Origin of the sequence: Enterobacter sp. MGH 33 (assembly GCF_000534535.1) — a bacterium.
GTDB lineage: Bacteria > Pseudomonadota > Gammaproteobacteria > Enterobacterales > Enterobacteriaceae > Enterobacter > Enterobacter hormaechei_C.
In genome coordinates, this window is sequence record NZ_KI973212.1 from 3,215,365 (window position 1) to 3,236,270 (window position 20,906).

At 55.7% G+C, this 20,906-nt stretch carries 18 protein-coding genes, 2 tRNA genes and 1 other annotated feature; of the genes, 9 read left to right on the plus strand and 11 right to left on the minus strand.

Annotated elements, in window-relative coordinates:
• The first annotated feature begins 111 nt into the window (after positions 1 to 111).
• The 3 genes from L379_RS08985 to L379_RS08975 are packed head-to-tail and all read left to right on the plus strand — an operon-like array spanning position 112 to position 5,221.
• Complete coding sequence (locus L379_RS08985) at positions 112 to 1,197, plus strand: efflux RND transporter periplasmic adaptor subunit (RefSeq protein ID WP_032654172.1); 1,086 nt, start codon at positions 112 to 114, stop codon at positions 1,195 to 1,197.
• Positions 1,197 to 4,259, plus strand: coding sequence for an efflux RND transporter permease subunit (locus L379_RS08980; protein ID WP_032654174.1), 3,063 nt, complete (start codon positions 1,197 to 1,199; stop codon positions 4,257 to 4,259). The genes L379_RS08985 and L379_RS08980 overlap by 1 nt, the downstream gene beginning before the upstream one ends.
• Positions 4,260 to 4,297: 38 nt before the next feature.
• Positions 4,298 to 5,221: an acyltransferase gene (locus L379_RS08975; protein WP_026080612.1), complete on the plus strand. Its 924-nt coding sequence runs from the start codon at positions 4,298 to 4,300 to the stop codon at positions 5,219 to 5,221.
• Here L379_RS08975 and pagP read toward each other — a convergent pair.
• Positions 5,218 to 5,793, minus strand: a complete 576-nt coding sequence (gene pagP, locus L379_RS08970) for a lipid IV(A) palmitoyltransferase PagP (protein ID WP_003859516.1) — start codon at positions 5,791 to 5,793, stop codon at positions 5,218 to 5,220. The two genes, L379_RS08975 and pagP, sit on opposite strands and share 4 nt — an antisense overlap.
• Before the next feature lie 256 nt (positions 5,794 to 6,049).
• Between pagP and shiA the strand changes: the two genes are divergently transcribed.
• Both shiA and L379_RS08960 read left to right on the plus strand, forming a co-directional pair.
• Positions 6,050 to 7,366 (plus strand): shikimate transporter, encoded by a 1,317-nt coding sequence (gene shiA, locus L379_RS08965; protein ID WP_032654177.1) that lies wholly within the window; start codon positions 6,050 to 6,052, stop codon positions 7,364 to 7,366.
• Between the two features lie 76 nt (positions 7,367 to 7,442).
• Positions 7,443 to 8,897, plus strand: a complete 1,455-nt coding sequence (locus L379_RS08960; protein ID WP_015572404.1) for an AMP nucleosidase — start codon at positions 7,443 to 7,445, stop codon at positions 8,895 to 8,897.
• A gap of 118 nt (positions 8,898 to 9,015) precedes the next feature.
• On the opposite strand, the gene L379_RS08955 is transcribed toward L379_RS08960, so the two are convergent.
• Positions 9,016 to 9,091: transfer RNA gene (locus tag L379_RS08955), tRNA-Asn, on the minus strand.
• A 103-nt stretch (positions 9,092 to 9,194) separates the two neighbouring features.
• The gene (gene emmdR / locus L379_RS08950; protein WP_023294986.1) at positions 9,195 to 10,613 is read right to left on the minus strand and encodes a multidrug efflux MATE transporter EmmdR; all 1,419 of its coding nucleotides are present in this window, start codon (positions 10,611 to 10,613) and stop codon (positions 9,195 to 9,197) included.
• A 226-nt stretch (positions 10,614 to 10,839) separates the two neighbouring features.
• On the opposite strand from emmdR, the gene L379_RS08945 reads away from it, so the two are divergent.
• A tRNA-Asn gene (locus L379_RS08945) sits at positions 10,840 to 10,915 on the plus strand.
• A 146-nt stretch (positions 10,916 to 11,061) separates the two neighbouring features.
• Here L379_RS08945 and L379_RS08940 read toward each other — a convergent pair.
• The 4 genes from L379_RS08940 to dacD all read right to left on the minus strand — a co-directional run bounded on the left by L379_RS08940 (position 11,062) and on the right by dacD (position 14,459).
• Positions 11,062 to 11,397: a DUF496 family protein gene (locus tag L379_RS08940; RefSeq protein WP_000450410.1), complete on the minus strand. Its 336-nt coding sequence runs from the start codon at positions 11,395 to 11,397 to the stop codon at positions 11,062 to 11,064.
• 147 nt (positions 11,398 to 11,544) lie between these two features.
• Positions 11,545 to 12,603 (minus strand): FUSC family protein, encoded by a 1,059-nt coding sequence (locus L379_RS08935; protein WP_017693112.1) that lies wholly within the window; start codon positions 12,601 to 12,603, stop codon positions 11,545 to 11,547.
• 91 nt (positions 12,604 to 12,694) lie between these two features.
• On the minus strand, positions 12,695 to 13,168 hold the full coding sequence (gene sbmC, locus L379_RS08930) for a DNA gyrase inhibitor SbmC (RefSeq protein WP_017383302.1): 474 nt from the start codon (positions 13,166 to 13,168) through the stop codon (positions 12,695 to 12,697).
• Between the two features lie 118 nt (positions 13,169 to 13,286).
• On the minus strand, positions 13,287 to 14,459 hold the full coding sequence (gene dacD, locus L379_RS08925; protein ID WP_047740833.1) for a serine-type D-Ala-D-Ala carboxypeptidase DacD: 1,173 nt from the start codon (positions 14,457 to 14,459) through the stop codon (positions 13,287 to 13,289).
• Between the two features lie 191 nt (positions 14,460 to 14,650).
• Here dacD and sbcB point away from each other — a divergent pair, with 191 nt between their 5' ends.
• Complete coding sequence (sbcB, locus tag L379_RS08920) at positions 14,651 to 16,087, plus strand: exodeoxyribonuclease I (protein ID WP_369797634.1); 1,437 nt, start codon at positions 14,651 to 14,653, stop codon at positions 16,085 to 16,087.
• 121 nt (positions 16,088 to 16,208) lie between these two features.
• Here the strand turns inward: sbcB and L379_RS08915 are convergent, their stop codons facing one another.
• From L379_RS08915 to L379_RS08905, 4 genes are all read right to left on the minus strand, one after another.
• Positions 16,209 to 17,567 (minus strand): APC family permease, encoded by a 1,359-nt coding sequence (locus tag L379_RS08915; RefSeq protein ID WP_006811203.1) that lies wholly within the window; start codon positions 17,565 to 17,567, stop codon positions 16,209 to 16,211.
• On the minus strand, positions 17,557 to 17,619 hold the full coding sequence (gene yoeI, locus L379_RS25910) for a membrane protein YoeI (protein WP_099458931.1): 63 nt from the start codon (positions 17,617 to 17,619) through the stop codon (positions 17,557 to 17,559). The genes L379_RS08915 and yoeI overlap by 11 nt, the downstream gene beginning before the upstream one ends.
• A gap of 219 nt (positions 17,620 to 17,838) precedes the next feature.
• On the minus strand, positions 17,839 to 18,768 hold the full coding sequence (locus L379_RS08910; protein ID WP_032654183.1) for a LysR substrate-binding domain-containing protein: 930 nt from the start codon (positions 18,766 to 18,768) through the stop codon (positions 17,839 to 17,841).
• Positions 18,769 to 18,809: 41 nt separating this feature from the next.
• Positions 18,810 to 19,634: an SDR family oxidoreductase gene (locus tag L379_RS08905; protein WP_017383300.1), complete on the minus strand. Its 825-nt coding sequence runs from the start codon at positions 19,632 to 19,634 to the stop codon at positions 18,810 to 18,812.
• A gap of 172 nt (positions 19,635 to 19,806) precedes the next feature.
• Between L379_RS08905 and hisL the strand changes: the two genes are divergently transcribed.
• Positions 19,807 to 19,857, plus strand: coding sequence for a his operon leader peptide (hisL, locus tag L379_RS25915; RefSeq protein WP_099516347.1), 51 nt, complete (start codon positions 19,807 to 19,809; stop codon positions 19,855 to 19,857).
• Positions 19,833 to 19,956, plus strand: a sequence feature (His leader region). (Overlaps the previous gene by 25 nt.)
• 45 nt (positions 19,957 to 20,001) lie before the next feature.
• Complete coding sequence (gene hisG / locus L379_RS08900) at positions 20,002 to 20,901, plus strand: ATP phosphoribosyltransferase (protein WP_032654185.1); 900 nt, start codon at positions 20,002 to 20,004, stop codon at positions 20,899 to 20,901.
• The last annotated feature ends 5 nt before the right edge of the window (positions 20,902 to 20,906 follow it).

A 20,906-nucleotide genomic window follows, 5' to 3' on the forward strand; every position in this document is an offset into this window, starting at 1 on the left:
CAGCACAGCAATCGGTCTATTTACCTATGTGGTCGTCTCGGCCCTGGCAGAATAGCGCCACCCCAGCATTGATGACGAAATAAATAAAACAATTATTATCAGGGGAATACTGTGAAGCGCTACCTCTCTCTTCTGCCTGCTGTTTTATTGCTGCTGACGGCGTGCGATCCGAAACCCGACCGCGCCGCGCCCCTGCCGAAAATGGTAAAAGTCGCAGAGGTGGTCAAGGCCGGCAACGCGCAGCTGCGCGTGTTTCCCGCCCGTATTGAATCCGGCGACGCCACGGATCTCGCGTTCAAACGAGCCGGGCAGATTGAGACCCTGGACATTCGCCAGGGTGCCGTTGTCAAACAGGGGCAACGGCTCGCCAGCCTCAACGCCCGTGAAGCCCGGCAGCGCCTGAACGACAGGCAAACGGCGGCGACCCTGGCTCAGCGGCAATTCGACCGCTTCCAGACCCTGGCGGGACGCCAGGCCGTGTCGAAAGCCGAGATGGATGTCCAGCGCGCCAACCGCGATTCAGCAAACGCCGCGCTACAGATTGCGCGCGAAGAATTAAGCCAGATGACGCTCGTCGCCCCCTTTAGCGGGACAGCGGCCAGCGTCCATGTGCGAAATCATCAGGTCGTCTCCGCCGGCCAGCCCGTCGTCACTTTGACCCGTACCGATCTGCTGGACGTGGTGTTCAGCCTTCCAGAGAACCTGTTTAACACCTTCGATATTCGCAATGCGCAGTACAAACCGGTAGTGAGGATCAACGCCCTGCCCGGTCGCGAGTTTACCGCTGTGTACAAAGAGCACTCAGGCAGTAGCGACAGCAACACATTGACCTGGCAGGTGATTTTAACCATGCCCCGCCCGGATGATTTTCCCGTCGTGGGCGGCGTCAGCGGAACGGTCACCATCAATTTAACCAACCTTCCGGCTGGTGTGGGCAGTGAGGCGCTGGTAGTGCCGGTTGAAGCGGTCTTTAACCCGGATAACCGCCCGCGCAATGAGCCACATGTCTGGGTGGTGACGGGCGAAGGCGATACGTTGCACCTTGAAGATCGTAAGGTCAGCGTGGGGCAAGTCAGCGCTGAGGGGGTCGTCATCGTCGGTGGGCTTAAGGCCGGTGAACGCGTGGTGGCCGCAGGCGTTGGGGAGCTACATCCCAACCAGCCGGTACGTATCTGGACGCGTGAACGGGGACTGTAATGGATATCTCTCGTCAGTTTATCAGCAACCCGGTTCGCGTCTGGCTGACGATTTTGCTGCTGGGCGTAGGCGGCATTATTGCCCTGTTGAACATTGGCAGACTGGAAGATCCGGCGTTTACCATCAAAACGGCGGTGGTGATCACCCATTATCCGGGCGCGTCGGCGCAGCAGGTTGAGGAAGAGGTCACCCTGCCGCTGGAAAATGCGCTTCAGCAGTTACCTTATCTGGATAACGTCAGCTCCATCTCCTCCAGCGGCCTGTCGCAGATCACGGTTAATATAGCCTCGCGCTACCACTCAAATGCACTGCCGCAAATCTGGGATGAACTGCGTCGCCGGGTGGGAGATGCCGCCAGACAGTTTCCACCCGGCGTAGTGACCCCGTTTGTGAATGACGATTTTGGCGATGTGTTCGGCTTTTTCTTTGCCATTTCCGGAGATGAATTCAGCAATCCGGAACTGGTCCGGTATGCCGAGCAGCTGCGCCGGGAGTTGGTCCTCGTGCCAGGCGTGGGCAAAGTGGCCATCGGCGGAGCCCTCACTCAGCAGATTAACGTGGACATTTCTCTGAGCAAAATGGCCGCGCGCGGGATAACGCTGAACCAGCTTTCTGCCCAGCTCAGCAGGCTGAACGTGGTCTCCAGCGCGGGAGAGATCCCCTCCGGTACCGAGTCAATTCGTCTGCATCCTACCGGTGAATTCGAAAGTATTGACGAGCTGGCCGATCTCATCGTGACCCCGCCCGGCGTTGGGGCGGCTACCCGCTTACGGGATATTGCCACCCTGTCACGCGGGCTGGATGCGTCCCCTGCCAGCATCTACCATGCCAACGGCAGAAAAGCCGTCACCATGGGCGTCTCCTTTATCCCCGGCGTTAACGTGATCGACGTGGGACATGCCCTGGAGGCGAAGCTAGAGCAGATGTCAGCCGAGAAACCGGCAGGTATCCATATCGACCTGTTTTACGATCAGGCGGCGGAGGTCGGGCATTCCGTTAACGGATTTATCATTAACTTCCTGATGGCGCTGGCAATTGTCATCGGCGTGTTGTTGATCTTTATGGGCTTACGCAGCGGGATCATTATCGCCTTTTCCCTCGCCCTCAACGTGCTGGGCACGCTGCTGATCATGTATCTCTGGGGTATTGAACTACAGCGCATTTCACTGGGTGCGCTGATCATCGCCCTCAGCATGCTGGTCGACAATGCCATTGTTATTGTCGAAGGGGTACTGGTAGCCCGGCAGCAGGGCTCGTCCCTGATGAACGCCATTAGCGACATTATTCGCCGTTCTGCGCTGCCGCTGCTGGGTGCAACGGTCATCGCCATCCTGGCCTTTGCGCCCGTCGGGCTGTCACAGGATTCCACCGGCGAATACTGTAAGTCGCTGTTTCAGGTCCTGCTGATTTCGCTCATGCTGAGCTGGTTCTCAGCCCTCACCATTACGCCAGTGCTGATTAAGTGGTGGCTGTTTAAACGAGATGCTGCACCGCCAAAGGCCGACGAAACGGATCCCTATGACAAACGCATCTATCGGATCTATCAGGGTGTGCTCAACGCGCTGTTACGGCGTAAAGCGCCAACGCTGGTAGTGATGGCCGCACTGCTGGCCGCCGCCATCTGGGGCTTTGGCTCGGTGCGGCAGAACTTCTTCCCCTCCTCCAGTACGCCAATTTTCTTTGTCGACCTCTGGCTCCCTTACGGTACCGACATTAACTGGACCGAGAAGATGACCGGTGATATCGAGAAAACCATTAACGGCCAGCCAGGCGTGGAAACTACGGTCTCGACGATTGGTCAGGGAAGTATGCGATTTATTTTGACCTACAGCGGACAGCGGCAGTACAGCAACTATGCGCAAATTATGGTGAGAATGGACGACCAGCGTAACATCCCCGCCCTGACCCGCCACGTTGATGAGTACATCGCACGGAACTATCCGCAGGTTAACGCCAGCACGAAGCGGGTGATGTTTGGCCCCTCCGGCGACAGCGCCATTGAAATACGTATTAAAGGCCCCGATCCGGACAGGCTGCGTCTGATCGCCAGCCAGGTAGACAACATCCTTACGCGCGATCCGGCGACGGACAGCGTCAGGAACGACTGGCAAAACCGCAGCAAAGTGATCCGCCCGCAGTACGTCACCGCGCTGGGACGTGAGCTTGGCGTGGATAAGCAGGACGTCGATAACGCACTGGAGATGAATTTCTCCGGCAGTCGGGCAGGACTGTACAGAGAAGGCAGCGACCTGTTGCCCGTGGTGGTGCGCCCGCCGGAAAGCGAGCGGCTGGACGCCAATCACCTGAATAACGTTCTGGTCTGGAGCCAGACCCGGCAGCAGTATATTCCGCTGAGCAACGTCATCAGCGGCTTCGCGCTGGAGTGGGAAGATCCGCTGATCCTGCGCCGTGACCGCTCCCGCGTGCTGACCGTGCAGACCGACCCTGACCCGCTAAGCCAGCAAACCTCCGGCAATATTCTCGCCCGCGTGAAGCCGCAAATAGATGCCCTTCCCCTGCCCCACGGCTACACCATTGAGTGGGGCGGGGACGCTGAGAACTCCAGCGAAGCGCAGCAGGGGCTATTTACCACGCTGCCGCTCGGCTATCTGGTGATGTTTGTGATCACGGTGCTGATGTTCAGTTCGGTGAAAAACGCCGTCGCCATCTGGCTGACCGTGCCGCTGGCGCTGATCGGCGTGACGCCGGGGTTTTTAATTACCGGCATCCCTTTTGGCTTTATGGCGTTGATTGGCCTGCTGAGCCTGAGCGGGATGCTGATCCGCAACGGCATTGTGCTGGTGGAAGAGATAGAACAGCAGAAAGTGCAGCAGGATCAGCACAGTGCGATCGTTTACGCCGCCACGTCGCGCCTGCGTCCCATCCTCCTCACCGCCTTTACGACCGTACTCGGCCTCGCCCCTCTGCTGCTGGATGTGTTCTTCCAGAGCATGGCCGTTGTGATTATGTTTGGGCTTGGGTTTGCTACAATCCTTACGCTGCTGGTACTCCCCGTAATTTACGCGTGTTTCCATCGTAAGGACAAAGCTGAACAACAATGAATGCGACAGGGCTGAATATCATCAAGACGCTGGGGTGTATGACGGCGGTTACCTTTTTCACCATCTACAACACCTGGGATCATTACGATTATGACTATCACTGGATCCTCGGTTTTTTAACCTTCATTTCGACCATCGCCACGCCGTTATTTTTTGTGGTTGCAGGGTATCTGGACGGGCAATCCCGACACGGCACGCGCTGGCAGCTGGATAAGATCAAAAGTCTGGTGATCGTCTTTCTGTTCTGGGTAACGATTTACTACCTGTGGGAGCCCTATCAGCGCGGATATCTGATCCAGCCCTGGTTCGTGTTCGCGTTTATCGTGATTTACACGTTTCACCCGGTGGTGGAGTGGCTCAGCCAGCGACGAACGCTCTTTTGCGGGGTGATTGCCGCCCTGCTGCTTTTCTCATACGGGTACGATTTACTGTCAGCCCTCTATCCTGATGCCCATGTCCTTTCATTGTCGCCGCAGTATCGCCTGTGGACGTGGCTGCTGTTTTATCTGACGGGGCAGCTCTTTTGCGATCCGCAGATCGCGGCGTGGATCGGCCGCAAAAATGTGGTCAGGGCAGCGGTCATCGCCATACCGTTTATTTATCTCTTCACGTGGTTTTACGAACGGCACTTCTTTTTTGCGCTATTTAAAGCAGACAGAAACGCCTTTATTCTCACCGGATCGCAAATCTACATTCTGATTATTGCCCTGGTGATTGCGGCCAACGGCGTGCGTTTTCGCCGCAATGCGGAGTTTAAAGAGTCCGTGCTGGCCGCCATTAGCAAAACCATGACCGGGGTCTATATTATGCACTACTCGGTGTTTCACCTGCTGACCGCGCTCATTCCGGTGACGTCCCTGAGCACCAAACTTGCTCTGATTGTGCTTACGTTTGTTACGTCGGTCCTGTTTTCGCTGCTGATCCTGTCCAACGCAGTGGCCAAAAAAGTGATCACCCTCTAAAAGCCCAGGCGCAGCCAGGCAAACAGCACGTTGCCGTTGTTGTAGGTCCCGGGAATATAGGTGAACTGGACGGTGACGCGCTTATATCCGGCAGAGAAAAGCGGGAAGATAAACGGCAGCGGGACATAGTTGGCAAAGTCGTCGCGTGCCGTGATCCCCGCAGCGGCCCCCAGCCCCAGACGGAAATCTTTTGCGTTATCCAGATACCAGCCTTTCTCCCAGCCGTAGCCCATCGCAGGCTGCCATTCGTTATGTGAATCTTTGAACATCATGGCAAAGAGCGCGCTCCAGTTGCCCTCGTCGTTGTAGCGGGACACGCCCAGCCCCCCGCCCCACGGCATTTCGTTGTAATTGTCGGTTTTCTCTTTGTCATACATGAATCGAGCATGCCAGCTCAGAAACGGAAGGTAGAGATCGTAACGATCCGGCTGTTCCCAGGTTTGCGCAATATCGTCCGTTACTGCATCCCACCAGCGGTGAATACGCTGTTCGCCATAGACTTTCGGCTCCGCATGCAGCGGAGATACGACTAAAAACAGGACTACCCATAGTGCAGGAAAGAGGCGTTGCATCGTTATACCCTCAGCTTACGTCACGCAGCGATCGTTATTACTGTAAACCATTCAGCCCTAACCGGAGCCAAACAGGCTGATTTATGTTGTCGCCCGATAAGATGAAATTTATTTATTCTGCGCTTTCAGGAAAGATAAAAACGTTTTCTCAGGCCGCCTGTCGCGGTAGTCTCATACATTCCGTCAATATGACGGCCGTGATGTGAGTGACCTTTTCTTATACCAATAATTAAAAATCAGTACAGACAGGACAACTATGGACTCCACCCTTATCTCCGCTCGCCGCAACGAGGAGACACCTTCGCTTAACCGCGCCCGCCGCGCCGCTTTAGGTAGCTTCGCAGGCGCCGTCGTCGACTGGTATGACTTTCTGCTCTACGGTATTACCGCTGCGCTGGTCTTTAACCGTGAATTCTTTCCCCAGATCAGCCCCGCCATGGGCACGCTTGCTGCGTTTGCCACCTTCGGCGTCGGTTTTCTGTTTCGTCCTCTGGGCGGGATAATTTTCGGCCACTTCGGTGACCGCCTTGGCCGGAAACGTATGCTGATGCTCACCGTCTGGATGATGGGCATTGCCACCGCGCTGATCGGTATTTTGCCCTCCTTTGCCTCGATTAGCTGGTGGGCTCCGGTGTTGCTGGTGACGCTGCGCGCCATTCAGGGCTTTGCCGTCGGTGGTGAATGGGGCGGCGCGGCATTGCTGTCCGTGGAAAGCGCGCCGAAGAACAAGAAAGCGTTTTACAGCAGCGGCGTGCAGGTGGGTTATGGCGTGGGTCTGCTGCTCTCCACGGGCCTGGTGTCGCTAATAAGTCAGCTCACGACAGACGAGCAGTTCCTGAGCTGGGGCTGGCGTATTCCGTTTATCTTCAGCATTGTGCTGGTCGTGGTGGCCCTGTGGATCCGTAACGGCATGGAAGAGTCGGCTGAGTTTGAGCGGCAGCAGCGCGAAAAACCAGTCGCGAAAAAACGGCTGCCGGTGATGGAAGCGCTGGTGCAGCACCCTGGCGCTTTTCTGAAAATCATTGCCCTGCGCCTGTGCGAACTGCTAACGATGTATATCGTCACCGCCTTTGCCCTGAACTACTCCACGCAAAACCTCGGCCTGCCGCGGGAATTGTTCCTGAATATTGGCCTGGTGGTGGGCGGGATCAGCTGCCTGACCATCCCCTGCTTCGCCTGGCTGGCGGATCGCTTTGGCCGTCGACGGGTGTATATCACCGGGGCGCTCATCGGCACACTCAGTGCCTGGCCGTTCTTTATGGCGCTGGAGGCACAGTCGGTCTTCTGGATTGTCTTTTTCGCGATCATGCTTGCGAACATCGCTCACGATATGGTGGTCTGCGTGCAGCAGCCAATGTTCACCGAGCTGTTTGGCGCAAGCTACCGCTACAGCGGCGCGGGCGTGGGGTATCAGGTGGCGAGCGTGGTCGGCGGCGGGTTTACGCCGTTTATCGCCGCCGCGCTGGTGACGTTCTCAGGCGGTAACTGGCATAGCGTGGCGATTTATCTGCTGGCGGGTTGCCTGCTTTCTGCCGCCACCGCCCTGTTGATGAAGGAAACCGCGCACAGCTGATCTCCTCACTTTTGTTTCACAGGCGTGTGACATACTATCGGGTAAAGCCGCACACCTGTGGAACAAGGAGACAGACATGAATAATAAGGGCTCCAGCCTGACCCCGGCTCAGGCGCTGGAAAAACTCGACGCGCTGTATGAACAGTCCGTCAATGCACTGCGCAGCGCCATCAGTGACTATATCGAAACAGGGAAGCTTCCCGATGAAAAGGCCAGAACCCAGGGCCTTTTTGTTTATCCATCGCTCTCTGTCACCTGGGACGGCAGCGCCAGCAGCAATCCGAAAACCCGCGCCTATGCGCGTTTCACCCACTCCGGCTGTTACAGCACGACCATCACGCGACCTGCGCTGTTCCGCCCCTACCTGGAAGAGCAGCTTACCCTGCTGTATCAGGATTACGGCGCGCATATCAGCGTTGAACCGTCCCTGCACGAGATCCCTTACCCGTACGTGATAGACGGTTCAGCGCTGACGCTGGATCGCTCCATGAGCGCGGGGCTGACCCGCCACTTCCCGACCACTGAGCTGTCGCAGATTGGCGATGAGACGGCGGACGGGATCTATCACCCGGCAGAGTTTTCACCGCTGTCGCACTTTGATGCCCGCCGTGTCGATTTCTCGCTGGCACGCCTGCGCCACTACACCGGCACCCCAGCCGAACATTTCCAGCCGTTCGTGTTGTTTACCAATTACACCCGCTATGTGGACGAATTTGTCCGCTGGGGCTGTAGCCAGATCCTCGATCCGGATAGCCCTTACATCGCCCTCTCCTGCGCGGGCGGGATCTGGATCACCGCCGAAACCGAAGCACCGGAAGAGGCCATCTCCGACCTGGCGTGGAAAAAGCATCAGATGCCAGCCTGGCACCTGATCACCGCCGACGGTCAGGGCATTACGCTGATTAACATCGGCGTTGGCCCGTCGAATGCGAAAACCATCTGCGACCATCTGGCGGTACTGCGCCCGGACGTCTGGCTGATGATCGGCCACTGCGGCGGCCTGCGTGAAAGTCAGCTGATTGGCGATTACGTCCTCGCCCACGCTTATCTGCGTGACGACCATGTCCTTGACGCGGTTCTGCCGCCGGATATTCCTATCCCGAGTATCGCTGAAGTGCAGCGCGCCCTGTACGACGCCACCAAAGAGGTGAGCGGCATGCCGGGTGAAGAGGTGAAGCAGCGCCTGCGTACCGGTACGGTCGTCACCACCGACGATCGTAACTGGGAGCTGCGCTATTCCGCCTCCGCCCTGCGTTTCAATCTCAGCCGTGCGGTCGCAATCGATATGGAAAGCGCCACCATTGCCGCGCAGGGCTATCGCTTCCGCGTCCCTTACGGCACGCTGCTGTGCGTGTCCGATAAACCGCTGCACGGCGAGATCAAACTGCCGGGCCAGGCGAACCGTTTTTACGAAGGGGCGATCTCAGAGCATCTTCAGATTGGTATTCGCGCCATCGATTTACTGCGTGCAGAGGGCGACAAACTGCATTCCCGCAAGCTGCGCACCTTTAATGAGCCACCGTTCCGCTGATAACAAGGACCCACTCACCCGGCCTGGGATTCCGTAGGTCGGGTAAGCGGAGCGCCACCCGACAATTTCACGAACGCAGAAAAGCAAAAAGCCTGCTTTAAAGCAGGCTTTTTAAATTTGGCTCCTCTGACTGGACTCGAACCAGTGACATACGGATTAACAGTCCGCCGTTCTACCGACTGAACTACAGAGGAATCGTGTGAACGGGGCGCATATTATCGATGCGCCCTGAGGATGTCAAAGGGTGAATGCAGATTTTCAATCGTTTGCCGATTTATTCTCCACTTCGCACATTTGTCAGGCACTTGCCGTTTCCGAAACCTCCTGCTCCGGTTTTTTTCGCGGATATTTCCACAGCCAGCGCCCGCTCACCATGCGCCAGTAGAACAGCGCCCCGCGCACGGCCCAGTCAAGGAACATCCCCAGCCAGACGCCGACAACGCCCATACCCAACATTACCCCCAGCGTGTAGCCCGCCACAACGCGACAGCCCCACATGCCGAGCATGGAGACCCACATCGCAAACCGGGCATCGCGCGCCCCTTTCAGCCCGGCAGGAAGTACCCAGGACGCGGCCCAAATTGGCATAAACGCCGCGTTGAGCCAAATGAGCACCTTCACGACCTCCTTCACGTCATTTTCATGCGTATAGAACGAGGCCATCAGCCCGGCAAAAGGCGCAGTTCCCCACGCAATCGCCGTCAGTCCAATAGTTGAAAGCCAGAAGACGTGCCGAAGCTGCCGTTCCGCCTGCCCTATCTGCCCCTTTCCGAGACGTCTGCCGGTGATGATCGTCGACGCCGACCCCAGCGCGTTTCCGGGCAGGTTAATGAGCGAGGCGATGGAGAAGGCAATAAAGTTGCCGGCGATGACGTCCGTTCCCATCCCGGCAACAAACATCTGCGTCAGCAGTTTCCCACCGTTAAACAACACGGATTCGATGCTGGCCGGAATCCCGATCCCCATCACTTCCCAGATAATGGCGAAGTTAAGCGGACGGAAATAGCTTTTCAGCGTCAGGCGCAGCGATGGCGTAATTCCCGCCATCAGTACGCCAATTATCGCCGCCGCACCAATATAGCGGGAAATGGTTAGCCCCAAACCCGCGCCGACAAAGCCCAGCCCCTCCCAGGAAAAGACGCCGTAAATCAAAACGCTGCTGATAATGATATTCAGGATGTTCATGCCGCCGTTGATCAGCAGCGGAATTTTGGTATTTCCTGCTCCACGAAGCGCACCGCTACCAATCAGCGCGATGGCAGCCGCCGGATAACTCAGCACCGTCATTTCCAGGTAGGTGAGAGCCAGATCCTTCACCTCGCTGGTCGCTTCTCCCGCGACAATGTCGATAATTTCTTTGCCGTAATAATGGATAACCGCCGCAAGGATGATCGAAAAGAGGGTCATGATCATTAGCGACTGTCTGGCCGCTTCGCGGGCACGCTTCGGATCAAGCTTGCCCAGGCTAAACGCCACCACCACCGTCGTACCGAGATCGATAGCGGCAAAGAAGGACATCACAACCATGTTGAAACTGTCCGCCAGCCCTACCCCGGCCATGGCTTCTTTACCGAGCCAGCTCACCAGAAAAGTGCTCAGCACCCCCATTAGCAGGACGCAGGTATTCTCCAGGAAAATAGGCACGGCAAGGGGGGTGATTTCACGCCAGAACAGAACTCGATAGCTCTTACGTTTTGCATACCAGGGCGTGCGCATAATCGCCTGGCGTAGGGGTGCGGTGACGTTCAAAATGGACCTTAGAGAGAAAGTTGAAACTCCATTTCAAATGATGGGGCAGAAATGCGTATCCTGCAAAGTATTTTCCATAAAATTATGTTTGGATTTACAACAAAATGACGACAGAATCATCAAACAAACGCTTTTGCCTGAGATCAGGTTTGACAAAAGTTTTTTCGCCGCTAAGATAAGCCTCCACAACGATTCCTCTGTAGTTCAGTCGGTAGAACGGCGGACTGTTAATCCGTATGTCACTGGTTCGAGTCCAGTCAGAGGAGCCAAATTTAAAAAGCCTGCTTTTAGAGCAGGCTTTTTGCTTTTCTGCGTTCGTGAAATTGTCGGGTGGCGGCTTCACCTTACCCGACCTACGTGATAACAGTCCTGTAGGCCCGGTAAGCGCAGCGCCACCGGGCAACAGAGTGTGCGATTACTCGCCTTTAGCGTCGACGTTTTTGATTTCGCCCATCACTTTCAGCTTCTTGGAGATGTCGCGACGCTCTTTGGACAGCTCAGCGTTTTTGATGATGTAGTCATCAACGCGATCTTCATAATCGCTCTTCATGCTGGCGATGATGCCCTGAATAGCTTCAACGCTCATGCCAGGCTTGATGTAGTCGCTCAGGTTGTCCAGCAGCAGGACACGTTTCTGGTTGTCACGGATCTTCTTCTCTACGTCCTGGATTTCGCGCTGTAGCTTGTTTTTGCGGCGGAACAGGCGGACGAACTCCAGAACATCCTGGAACGAAGGCTTGGTAGTTTCCATTTTTACACCCCTGATAATGTGAGATTCGGATTCGTTAAAGCAACCGTTTTAACAGACAGCGGCTGCGAATGACAATGAGTATATCGTTTAAAACCATCATAACCCTAATTGTTGCTGAATCGAAGCAGCAGGCATCACATACGCTTTTTATTTGCGCAGTGCCCGGCAAATCAGCTGCGATAACAACTCCAGCTGTCGCGCCAGCTCCATACTCAGCCAGACATAACCATGGATGGGCGTTTCCGCCACATTGTCTCCCTGGCGCTCATTCATCAGCTGTTTAAGCTCGGCGACGATTTCGTTCAGCCGCTCGCTGTTCGCCCGTATCGGCTGTGGGTTGCCTTCATATAGCGCATGGGCGATGGTCAGCAGGGTTTGTTGCGTCATCTGCTGCGTCTCTTTCAGCGTATGCGCGTTGAGCATCAGAAGATGGCTGGGGCGTGAGGCCCAGTGGGCATTGATTTGCAGTTCAAGCATACAGACCAGATTACGGCTGACCGTCTGAATAGCTTCAAAAATGGCTTTCTGGATATGGGTTTCTTTGCTTGCCGGGGTAATCAACCCGCGCATTTTGACCACATCATTGAGGATTTTTTGCAGGTGCTTTTCCAGCCGCGGGCGCTCAATCAGATTCGGCGAAAACCCGGCCTGGTAGACCCGGTTAAATGCCGTGACGTAGTTTGCCATCTGAATGCGCCAGTGCAGGAAGGCGCGCTGCGGCCAGATGCCGGTAAACAGCATGGCGAGCAACGAGCCGAGGATTACATCCCCGCTTCGCCACAATGCGGTGGTCATATCGCCCGCCGGTGCGCCGACCACAACCGCGAGCGTAATGCCAATCAGCAGCGCCTGATACGGTTTCTTGCCGAGGGCCAGCCATCCACAAAGAAACATCGCCACCGCGCACCACAGCAACATGACCGGAAACGAAATCAGCTCCAGCTTCAGGGCGATAAGCCCAAGCGCTGAGCCTAAAACGGTGCCGCCTATGCGTTCGAAAGCGCGCGGGACCACGTTCCCCCAGAATGAGATCGGCCCCATCACCACCACCAGCGTGATCAGCGGCCACGTCCCTTCCGGGATATCCAGCAGACGAACCAGTACGAAGGTCAACACAAACGCCAGCGCAATGCGGCAACCGTGCACCACGCGATAATGTTTGTATAACCGAATTTCAAAAGGGGTTAATGACTTGTCGGGGCGCACACCCGTCTCCAGCTCTACGGCAAACCACAATTGTACTGTGTTTTCAGCCGGGTGGATCGCGCCCGGCTGAAAAACCCTGCATTCCGCAGGATTATCCCACTTTGTGCTCTACCGGTACAAACATCTCAATATCCCAGTAGCCGTCAGCATTGCCATCGTTAAGATAACGTTCGAAGCAGGGTTTTGCCGCGATCTGGAATTTGTTGTCTTCCAGCAGGGAGTTGAAGAACTGATACCATGGAGTGGCGAAATCATGATTTTCGACGCGCGCGGCGGCAATCGCATACTCTCCGGCAGCAATTTCGGTCATCATCACCCCTTCGCTGTTCTCAGGGATAGTGAAATCGTCCGTTACCGTTACGGCGGTAACGCAGCGGAGCTTTTCTGCCGGCACGTCATCCGGATTGTCATAATAAACGGCCACCCACTCCTGCGGCTGAATATGACGCCCGTCTACCCACATGACCAGCTGTTCAAATCCCTGCTTGACCGTCTTTTCCCACGGCCCCACGAGATGAAAGCCAGCGATCGTACGTTTCTGTTGCTGCCTGATGCTGTAGTCCATGCTGCCTCCGTTTATTACTGTATATATATACACTGTAAAGCAGAATCGAGATTATCGGCAAACCAGGAGTGTTTATTATGTGAGCAGACTCGCAACACTGCCAGTCTGCCCAAAAAGGTCAGAGTTTATGATGCAGATAATCGCCGAGGCGGGAGAAAAGGCCGCCCTTTTCAACGCTTTCCAGCGTAACCAATGGCCAGTGCGCTACCACCTTGTCACGATCGTACAGCTGGATCTCCCCTACCCGCTGATGCGCGGCGATCGGCGCTTCCAGCTCTTTTTTATCCATCACGTATTTCGCCTTGATGTTTGGCACTTCCGATTTGGGTAATGCCAGCCAGAAGTCCTGATCCGTGCCCAGCGCGATCTGCTCTTTATCGCCGTACCAGATGCGCTCGGTTCCCACCTTTTTACCGTTATGCAGGATCTGCACCGTATCAAAATTTTGCTGTCCCCAGTGCAGCAGCTTGCGCGCCTGATCTTCACGTCCTTTCGGGCTGTCTGCCCCCATCACCACCGCAATCAGTCGACGCTGACCGTCCACCGCGGAGGCAATCAGGTTAAAGCCCGCGCCCGAGGTGTGACCCGTTTTCAGGCCATCCACGTTCATGGTCTTATCCCACAGCAGGCCGTTGCGGTTCTGCTGGGTGATGCCGTTCCAGGTCAGGCTCTTTTCGCTGTACATGTGATAGAACTCAGGCTCGCCGTGAATGATGGCCCGGGAAAGCACGGCGAGATCGTAAGCGGAGCTGTGCTGGCCCGGTGCATCCAGCCCGTGTACGGTTTCGAAGTGGGTATCGCGCAGGTTCAGCTTTTCAACGTAGTCATTCATCATCCTGACGAACTGCGGCTGACCGCCCGCCACGTGATCCGCCAGCGCCACGCAGGCGTCATTGCCGGAATCAACAATCAGGCCGCGGCTGAGATCGCGCACGGAAACCCGATCGCCCTCCTTCAGAAACATCAGCGACGAACCGTCAAAGACCGGATTGCCTTTTGCCCAGGCGTCACGTCCGACCGTCACAATGTCATCGGGGCTGATGCGGTGGCTATCAATGGCACGATCGACAACGTACCCCGTCATCAGTTTGGTCAGGCTCGCCGGATTACGCTGCTGATGTTCGTTGCCCGCCGTTAAGATTTGACCCGTGGTGTAATCCATCAATACCCAGGAGCCAGCCTGGATGGCAGGCGGCTGAGGTGAAAAATCCAGCGGCTCGGCAGCCAGCGCGGATGAAATACTCGAAGCGAGTAAAGAAACAGCAATAAATAGACGGCGTTTCAACGGTATATCCTCAGGTCAGTAAAAATCGATGACCTTTTTACGGGAGTTCTGATGTCGTTACCTGCCTTAATTGCAAAAAAATGTGACAATGCGCAGATTTTTTCGGAACAAATCTCGCAAATTTCTTGCCTGACGGTGCTTTTTATTCGGACTGCTCACCCCAATCGTTTACCATAGAGACGTCAATTTTTAACAGGATGAGATTACTGGTGTCTGACTCTGCCGCGCGCCCGACTTTTTTGTTCCACGATTACGAAACCTTTGGCACCCATCCGGCGCTGGACCGACCGGCGCAGTTTGCGGCTATCCGTACCGATGACGAATTTAACGTCATCGGCGAACCCGAGGTGTTTTACTGTAAGCCCGCCGATGACTATCTGCCGCAGCCGGGCGCGGTAATGGTGACGGGCATCACGCCTCAGGAAGCGCGGGATAAAGGCGTTAGCGAAGCAGAATTTGCCCGTCGCATCCACGACCTGTTCACGGTGCCCAATACCTGCGTGGTGGGTTACAACAACATCCGTTTTGACGATGAAGTGACGCGCAATATCTTCTACCGCAACTTCTACGATCCGTATGCCTGGAGCTGGCAGAACCGTAATTCACGCTGGGATTTGCTGGATATCATGCGCGCCTGCTATGCGCTGCGCCCGGAGGGGATTAACTGGCCGGAGAACGATGACGGCTTGCCGAGCTTCAGGCTCGAGCACCTGACGCGGGCCAACGGCATTGAGCACAGCAACGCCCACGACGCGATGGCAGACGTTTACGCGACCATCGCAATGGCGAAACTTGTAAAAACCGCGCAGCCGCGCCTGTTTGAGTATCTGTTGAGCTATCGCGGCAAGCAAAAGCTGATGACGCTAATTGACGTGCCGCAGATGAAACCGCTGGTGCATATTTCAGGGATGTTCGGTGCGTGGCGCGGGAATACAAGCTGGGTGGCGCCGCTTGCCTGGCATCCGGACAACCGTAACGCCGTCATCATGGTGGATCTCGCCGGAGATATCTCCCCGCTGCTTGAGCTCGACAGCGACACCTTACGTGAACGGCTCTATACGCCGAAAGAGGCGCTGGGTGACCTGCCAGCCGTACCGGTAAAACTGGTGCACATCAATAAGTGCCCGGTGCTGGCGCAGGCCAACACGCTGCGCCCGGAAGACGCCGACCGGCTGGGGATTAACCGTCAGCACTGCCTCGATAACCTGAAAGTACTGCGCGACAACCCGCATGTGCGCGAGAAAGTCGTCGCCATTTTTGCCGAAGCAGAGCCGTTCGTGCCGTCTGAGAATGTGGATGCGCAGCTTTATAACGGCTTCTTCAGCGACGCCGATCGCGCGGCGATGAATATCGTGCTGCAAACCGACCCGCGTAACCTGCCCGCGCTGGATATCACCTTCGCAGATAAGCGCATTGAGAAGCTGATGTTTAATTATCGCGCGCGTAACTATCCCGGCACGCTGGATGAAGCAGAGCAGGAACGCTGGTTACAGCATCGGCGCAACGTGTTTACGCCGGAGTTTCTTAATAGCTACGCCCAGGAGCTGGAGATGCTTTACGGTCAGTATGAAGGGAATGCTGAGAAGCAGGCGCTGCTGAAAGCGCTGTTCCAGTATGCACAAGAAATTGTCTGAGTAGCGGGTACAAAAAAGCCGGAGGCGATGTCTCCGGCTTTTTTTTGCCGGGTGGCGCTAACGCTTACCCGGCCTACGAAACTGTAGGTCGGGTTGAGCATAGCCGTCACCCGACACAGTCTTACGCGACGTCTTCGTACTGAGGAACCGGGTTGCGGAAGCTTCTGGTCACGCAAGCCAGGTAAATCAGACCGATTGCACCCCAGATCAGACCCAGAACCATTGAGCTCTCTTCCAGGTTGATCCACAGGGCGCCCACCGTCAGGGCACCACACACTGGCAGCACCAGATAGTTGATGTGGTCCTTCAGCGTCTTGTTGCGCTTCTCACGGATCCAGAACTGCGAAATCACGGAGAGGTTAACGAAGGTGAACGCCACCAGCGCACCAAAGTTAATCAGCGCCGTGGCCGTTACCAGGTCGAATTTAATCGCCAGCAGGGCAATAGCGCCCACCAGCAGCACGTTCCACGCCGGGGTACGCCATTTAGGATGCACGTAACCGAAGAAGCGGGTTGGGAACACACCGTCACGGCCCATCACGTACATCAGACGAGAAACGCCCGCGTGCGCAGCCATACCGGAAGCCAGTACGGTGACGCTGGAGAAGATCAGCACGCCCCACTGGAAGGTTTTACCCGCCACGTACAGCATAATTTCAGGCTGTGATGCATCCGGATCTTTAAAGCGAGAGATATCCGGGAAGTACAGCTGTAAGAAGTAAGACGCACCGATGAAGATCAGGCCGCCAATCAGCGCGGTCAGGAAAATCGCTTTCGGGATCACGCGCTCAGCGTCTTTGGTCTCTTCAGACAGAGAAGAGATACCGTCGAAGCCCAGGAACGAGAAGCACAGGATAGTCGCACCGGTGATCATCGGGACTACGTGCGCGCCTTCAGACCAGAACGGACGGGTGCTGGTCAGCGTACCTGCGCCTTCCCCGTGGGAAACGCCGTAGATGATCAGCCCAACGATAACCGCAACAATCCCCATCTGAAGGATCACAATCAGGGTGTTGAAGTTAGCCACGGTCTTGATGCTGCGCAGGTTAGAGATGGTCATAAAGGCCACCAGCGCCACAACGAAGATCCACGACGGCACGGAAGGCACCAGCGCTTCGAAGTAAATTTTTGCCAGCAGAATGTTGATCATCGGCATGAACAGGTAGTCCAGCAGTGATGACCAGCCCACCATAAAGCCAACCGCCGGGCTAATGGATTTCTGAGCATAGGTGTACGCAGAGCCTGCGGACGGGAAACGGCGAACCAGTTTACCGTAGCTCAGCGCTGTAAAGAGGATGGCGACCAGCGCAAAGGCGTACGCCGTTGCAACGTGACCGTCAGTAAGGCCTGATACGATACCGAATGTATCGAACAGCGTCATCGGTTGCATGTAGGCAAGGCCCATCATAACAACCGGAATCAACGTAAGCGTTTTACGTAATTCCACGCGAGAGGTGTTTGGAGTTGCGTTATGCGACATAGTTATTCTCCTTTACGGTGATAACCGCCACGTAAGCGAAAAATTGCCCCATTTCTTTCTTCCTCAGCGACAACAACTGTCGGATTTTAGTAAATATCTATCCGGTACGAAGCCCGGCCTCTTGGTTTTTAGTTTCGTTTCGTACATGCAAAAAAAAATAACCGACGCCTTTTATATCGTCGATTATTCATTTGTTTGCAGCGGCGGCATTTTGCCCTATTCCAGATACAAAAGGCAATACATTGAGAAACCCGCCCATAAATTAATTTTACTAACTGATTGATTTCCCATCATCTGCCTGAGCGTAAACTGTGGCGATAGCACTATTTGCTAAAATTTCGTCTCGCCACCAGGCGCTGGCAAGCCCGGCGGTCTGTTCATTCCAGCCCACCCATACCGGTTCGTTACTGCTCTGCGCTAAAACTTGTTTTTCCACCAGCGCTCCGCTGTCAATAAACCGCTGCGCTAAATAACGGGGAAGGTAACCGCACCCCAGGCCGCTTATTTGCAGCTCCAGCTTGGTTTTAAAATCAAAAACGGTGATGGCCTCCTGCTCATCCAGCAGCTGCGATGAAATGCCGCATTCGGGGCGAGAGCTGTCTCCAACCACAATGGCGCGATAGTTTTTAATGACGCGTCGGGTAACAGGCTCCGGTTCATTCGCCAGCGGGTGATGAGGCGCAACGGCAAAAACCTGCTCCAGAACGCCGAGCCGCGCAAAACCAAATTCGCTCAACTGGGGAGGCTCATGCAGCGCCCCAACGATGATATCCGCCCTGCCCTGCGTCAGGGCCTCCCAGGAACCGCCCAGCACGCCATTGATAAAAACCAGCCGGGTGACGCTGTGGCGCTGATAGAACGCCTCAATAAGCGGGGTAAGCAGGGAGAAAGGGAATGTATCATCAACCCCAATCACCAGTTCATTTTCCCAACCCTGGTGAAGTTTGACGGCCTGTTTTTCCAGCTCGCGAACCGTATGCAGCACGTCACGCCCTTTTTCCAGCAGCATCTGCCCTGTACGGGTGAAACGCGCGCGATGCCCGGTGCGGTCAAGGATTTGGATATTAAGATCGCTCTCGAGCTTTTGCACGGTGTAGCTCAGAGCCGAAGGGGTTTTATAGAGCTTCGCCGAGGCGGCGGCAAAGCTCCCCTCTTTTTCCAGCGCATCCAGAATAACAAGAACATCCAGCAGCGGTTTCATCTTCGCCCCCTTGCGGTGTGCGATTGTCTCCGCCAGCGCAATTATTCCATGGGCATAACCAGCGGATCGGGATACTGATATTCAAATCCCAGTTCATGGCAAATACGATTGCCATCAATAATTTTGCCTTTGCGTTCCCCCTGCGCCTCGCTGAATACCGGCGGCGCCAGACCCAGCTGGCGCGCCATCAGCGGATAAAAGGTACTGCGCGGCGGATGCGAAGGCGCACATATATTATAGATGTGCCCCCCTTTCGGAGCCTGCAAAAGCAGTTCAATTGCACCGATAACATCCTCAAGATGCACAAGATTCACCCCGTGCTGGCCATCCGGCGCAGATTTACCGGCAAAGAAGCGCCCCGGATGACGGCCCGGCCCCACCAGCCCGGCCAGGCGTAAGATATCCACCTGCGTGCCAGGCAAATTGTGCAGCCAGTCTTCCAGTTCTTTCAGCACCCGGCCGCTGGCGGTCACCGGACGGCGCTCGGTGTTTTCTTTCGCCGTACCGTCGATATCGCCATAGACGGAGGTGGAGCTGGTGAAAATGATACGCGGGATATGGTGCGCCAGGGCGCTGTCGACGATCTCCTGCACCGCCTGCAAGTAAAAAGACTCACCCGGGCCGCTGCGCCGCGCCGGTAAGGTAATGACCAGCGCGTCCACATTCATCAGTTCATCCAGCTCGTCGGTATCGCAGATAAGCTCGGGTTCGAGACGCAGCTCGACACCATCAATGCCGCACATGCGTGCCGCTTCAACCCCATCTCGGGTGGTCTTACTCCCTGTCACCTGCCAGCCTTTCGCGGCTAATGACATCGCCAGTGGCATTCCTAACCATCCTAACCCGACAATCGCGACCTTTTTCATTACATTCTCCGCTTAACGATGCCTGTTATAAGGCTACGCCAGCCTGGTGGAACGCACAATTCATACCATCAATATGAAATGAATTAATGATCAAAAAAAGCCCTTGCTTTATGGCGTACAACTGGTTTAGGTTAAAAGACATCAAATGCATAAGCATTCAACGAGAATTTATATGACACGCGTTCCTTTTAAAAACCACCATCATCACCATCATCCTGACTAGTCTTTCAGGCGATGTGTGCTGGAAGACGTTTGGATCTTCCAGTGGTGCATGAACGCATGAAAAAGCCCCCGGAAGATCTTCTTCCGGGGGCTTTTTTTTGGACCGCATTCAGACAGGTTAAAACAGGTTAACGAGGAACACAGAATGTTAGATAACTCACGTTTACGCATAGCTATTCAAAAATCAGGCCGTTTAAGCGACGATTCACGCGAACTGCTGGCCCGCTGCGGGATTAAAATCAACCTGCACACCCAGCGCCTGATCGCCCTGGCTGAAAATATGCCGATCGACATTCTGCGCGTACGTGATGACGATATCCCGGGCCTGGTGATGGATGGCGTCGTTGATCTCGGCATCATCGGCGAAAACGTACTGGAAGAAGAGTTATTAACCCGCCGCGCGCAGGGCGAAGATCCGCGCTACTTTACCCTGCGTCGTCTGGACTTTGGCGGCTGCCGCCTGTCGCTGGCTACGCCGGTCGATGAAGCCTGGGACGGCCCGGCCGCGCTGAACGGCAGACGTATCGCCACCTCTTACCCTCACCTGCTGAAGCGTTACCTCGATCAAAAAGGCGTGCAGTTTAAATCCTGTCTGCTGAATGGCTCTGTTGAAGTGGCGCCGCGTGCGGGCCTGGCCGATGCCATCTGTGACCTCGTCTCCACCGGCGCCACGCTCGAAGCGAACGGCCTGCGCGAAGTGGAGGTGATCTACCGCTCCAAAGCCTGCCTGATTCAGCGCGACGGCGAGATGGCCGACGCCAAACAGCAGCTCATCGACAAGCTGCTGACCCGCATTCAGGGCGTGATTCAGGCGCGTGAATCCAAATACATCATGATGCATGCGCCGACCGAGCGCCTGGACGAAGTGATTGCCCTGCTGCCGGGCGCTGAGCGCCCAACCATTCTGCCGCTGGCGGGCGACCAGCAGCGCGTGGCGATGCACATGGTCAGCAGCGAAACCCTGTTCTGGGAAACCATGGAAAAACTGAAGGCGCTGGGCGCAAGTTCCATTCTGGTGCTGCCAATTGAGAAGATGATGGAGTAACGACC